Source organism: Rhizobium sp. P1_E6 (genome assembly GCF_056405875.1).
Genome location: NZ_JBFUBG010000195.1, coordinates 1 through 3,605 on the forward strand (window position 1 = coordinate 1; position 3,605 = coordinate 3,605).

Consider the following 3,605-nt stretch of genomic DNA (forward strand, 5'->3'; position numbering starts at 1 on the left):
GCAGAGCATATTGCCGCTGCCGGAAAATCCCTCGATCGCTGTATTGCCGTTCACGAATATGAGTGGGGATGAAGCGGACGCGCCTTTCGTCGACGGCTTGACCGAAGACCTGATCACCGACCTTTCCCGTACGGCTGGCCTGTTCGTCATCGCGCGCAATTCCGTCAACGGCTACAAGGGCAAGGCGGTCAACGTAAAGCTGGTCGCCCAGGAACTCGGCGTCCGCTACGTCCTGGAGGGGAGCGCCAGACGCGCAATGGGCCGTGTCCGCATCAATGCCCAATTGGTCGACACGCTTGCCGGCCAGCACTTGTGGGCCGAGAGGTTTGACAGGACGGTGGAAGATGTTTTCGAGTTACAGGATGAAGTTAACGCCAAGATTGTTGAAGCCCTCGTCGGCCGGCTGACCATCCCGACGCCGCGCAATCGGCCGAAGAACTTTGAAGCCTACGATCTGTGTGTGCGCGCCCGCCTCCTGACGGAAGAGTCGCCGCAAACCGAGCGTGAGGCCTATATGCTGCTCCAACGCGCGGTCAAGCTCGAGCCATCCTATGCCGAGGCGCTCGGTCTGCTCGCCTATAACCGTTGGCTTGCCTGGACTCATTTCGGCGAGCCCGAAGATCCCAACCGCCAGATGGCGGTGACATCAGCGCAGAAGGCGGTCGACCTGGATCCCAACGATGCCGGCTGCCGTTACGTTCTGGGGACCATTCTGGCTTATGAGCGGCGATGGGAGGAATCGGAGGCCGCCTTCGCCAAAGCCCTGGAGCTGGACCCCAACCACGCCGACACCTGGGCCGCCATGTCGGACTTGTCCGTGCTGGACGGCAGGGTTGCCGACGGACTGGCGCAGATCGAAAAAGCTCTGCGGCTCAATCCCTACCCAGCCTGCTGGTATCTTTGTCATCTTGGGCAGGCGCAATACGCCGCGCGTGACTATGAGGCGGCAACCGCTACGCTCCGCAGGAAAGACACGTATCGTACCAACTCACGCAAATTCCTGGCTGCTACGCTTGCGCAGTTGGGCCACCGCGAGGAGGCGCGGCGAGAAGCAGACTTGTTCCTGATCGCCCACCCTCATTTCACCATCGCCCATTGGCTCAGCTCCCAGCCGCTGCGCGATGCATCTGTACGAGACCACTTTGTCGACGGCTTCCGAAAGGCCGGCCTGCCGGAGTGACAGGGGAACCGGAGTCCCCTTCTAGCAGCCTGAATCCCAGAACCTGTCAGTCTGTTTTCGGCCCTGAAGCGGACGAACAGCCGCAACGATCGACTAGACAACCGCCGTCCTTTCACGCACTCTCGCGCGATGATTGCAATTCTAGAGACTCTCCCGGCCGAGCCAACTGCAGATGAGCTTGACCACCTCCTTAAACCGCTGGTGGACTTCAATAGCCACCACACCGCGACCATAGCGGAATGGCCTCATCTTGGTATAGTTTTGAGGCAACCGGAGACTGCGGAGATCGTCGGCGGCCTGTATGCGTTCGATGAACTCAATTGGCTATTCGTCAAGTATTTAGTTGTGCCTGAGGCACTCCGAGGAAAGGGTCTTGGCCGTCAATTAATGGGAGAAGCGGAGCGCATTGCCCGCGAACGGGGCTACCTGGGCATCTTCCTGGACACCTACGACTTCCAAGCAAAACCGTTCTACCTGAAGCTTGGTTATGAGCAGTTTGGGGAACTCGAAGGGGACGACCGAACGCCCCGACGGTTTTTCCTAAGAAAGGTGCTTTCTACGGAAAACCGGAGACTGGGGACCTAACGCTTTGCCAACAGTCGGAACATGGCCACTTCTGGCGTAAAGCGGTCAAGACCGCCGTCGGCCGTTTTGCTGCCGTTCGAGGTCGATCCGAGGAACGTGCGGTATGTGCTAGAATGCGGCCCGTAGGCGGCCCTAAGGCCGAATGGGACAGACGCGCAGCGAGGGGCGGTGTGATCGTACCGGAATTCGCGCGACCGAGAGCCGACGTTGTGCTCTTCAAAGGGGAAGACGAGGAAGATGCCGACACCACAGCAACCCGGTCTGATAGTTCGACAGAAATCCCCTGAGAATATCGAGTTTCCGTTTGCGTCGCTCTCCGATTGGCTGATCCCAACCGAACTGTTCTTCGTGCGAAACCATTTCCCGTCGCCGGACCTCGATGCGCGAGACTGGAGATTGCGCGTTGGCGGGGCGGTGGAGCGGCCTATCGAACTTGACCTCGACAGCATCAAGGCGATGCGGAGCACGACTTTGACCGCGGTCGTCGAGTGCGCAGGCAACGGGCGCGTCTACTATGAGCCGCCGAGGGAAGGGTTGCAGTGGCAGAACGGAGCCGTCGGCAATGCCGCGTGGACAGGTGTTCTTCTGCGCGACATTTTGGAAATGGCGGGCGTCAAGCGAACCGCATGTGAGGTTCTGCTCACAGGCGCCGACAGCGGCGTCGTCGACTCGAACAAGAAAACGGCTTCTCCCGGCCCCATCGCGTTTGCGCGCAGTTTGCCACTTGATAAGGCCATCGCCGACAGCACGATCCTTGCCTATTCGATGAACGACAAGCCGTTGACGCGCGATCACGGCTACCCGCTACGCGCGGTCGTGGGCGGCTGGTTCGGCATGGCCTGGGTCAAGTGGATCACGCATATCACGGTTGTGGAAAAACCGTTCCTTGGCTACTGGCAGGCGCGCGACTATTTCCGTTGGGAGCGCAGCCTCGGGGAACCCACGCTGGTCCCCCTTGCGCAGATGGAGGTCAAAGCGCAGATCGCGCGTCCCGTACAGGGGGCGCGTCTCGTCGCCGGCCAACCGTACCGGATTTTCGGAGCCGCCTGGAGCGGAGAGGCTCCTGTCCGGCAGGTGCAGGTCTGCACCGGAGATGGCAGGGGCTGGCGCGAGGCAAGGCTCCTCGAAACGGAACGTCCCTTTGCATGGCGCTTGTGGGAGTACATCTGGACCCCTGAAGACGTGGGGCGATATACACTGCGATGTCGCGCGATCGATGGCGCGGGGTGCGTGCAGCCCGACCACCAGCGTTCCGACTGCGAGAGCTACGTGGCCAATTGGATCATTCCGGTGGAGGTTACCGTCGTTCCCGAGCCGAAGACGTACGAAGAGGAATTCGTGATCTAATCACCCGCCTGGGGCGGAATGGCGGCTTTTGGCGCAACTGCGACCCCACCAAGCCAGAACATCACCGGGCACCGCATCACCAATGGCAGTTGCTCGCCTCAAGTCGTCGCAACGGCGTTGATTGCGGTCGTGCAAACTTACTTTGTGAGCCAAGCAGTCATCTCGCCTTAGGCGGCTGCCCCCACCCGAAAAACCGGCAAATCATGTTGCACACCTCGAAGATGCGCAGTTCTCGGCTCGACCACAAAAGCCGCCAGTCCGTCGCGAACCCCAATCGCTTCGTAAACATCCTGACTGACGAAAATCTCGTCAGCGTCGGCAAGGTCTTGGACGCGCGCAGCGATGTTCACAGTCTGGCCGAAATAGTCGAGGCGCTCGTTCAGCGTAACAGCAATTGCCGCGCCTTTGTGGACGCCGATTTTGAGGATCAGAGCGTTATCTGGCTGCCGCTTGTTGAACGAGGCGATTTCGCTGCGCATATCGAGCGCCGCCC

The 3,605-nt window shown here is 60.2% G+C and carries 4 protein-coding genes; 3 read left to right on the forward strand and 1 reads right to left on the reverse strand.

Annotated elements, in window-relative coordinates; translation table 11 throughout:
• The 3 genes from AC1D35_RS35080 to AC1D35_RS35090 form a co-directional block, all read left to right on the forward strand.
• A partial coding sequence (locus AC1D35_RS35080) for a tetratricopeptide repeat protein (RefSeq protein WP_477942519.1) occupies positions 1–1,180 on the forward strand: 1,180 nt, incomplete at its 5' end.
• Positions 1,181–1,309: 129 nt separating this feature from the next.
• Positions 1,310–1,765, forward strand: a complete 456-nt coding sequence (locus AC1D35_RS35085; protein WP_113309141.1) for a GNAT family N-acetyltransferase — start codon at positions 1,310–1,312, stop codon at positions 1,763–1,765.
• A gap of 237 nt (positions 1,766–2,002) precedes the next feature.
• Entirely contained in the window at positions 2,003–3,112 is a 1,110-nt protein-coding gene (locus AC1D35_RS35090) for a sulfite oxidase (RefSeq protein WP_113309142.1), read from the forward strand.
• Between the two features lie 167 nt (positions 3,113–3,279).
• Here the strand turns inward: AC1D35_RS35090 and AC1D35_RS35095 are convergent.
• The coding region (locus AC1D35_RS35095; RefSeq protein WP_477942522.1) for an adenylate/guanylate cyclase domain-containing protein at positions 3,280–3,605 on the reverse strand (326 nt) is incomplete at its 5' end.

Bases quoted from the DNA above. Each gene is read 5' to 3' on its own strand.
- AC1D35_RS35085 (WP_113309141.1), top strand. From the start codon at position 1,310: ATGATTGCAATTCTAGAGACTCTCCCGGCCGAGCCAACTGCAGATGAG.
- AC1D35_RS35090 (WP_113309142.1), top strand. From the start codon at position 2,003: ATGCCGACACCACAGCAACCCGGTCTGATAGTTCGACAGAAATCCCCT.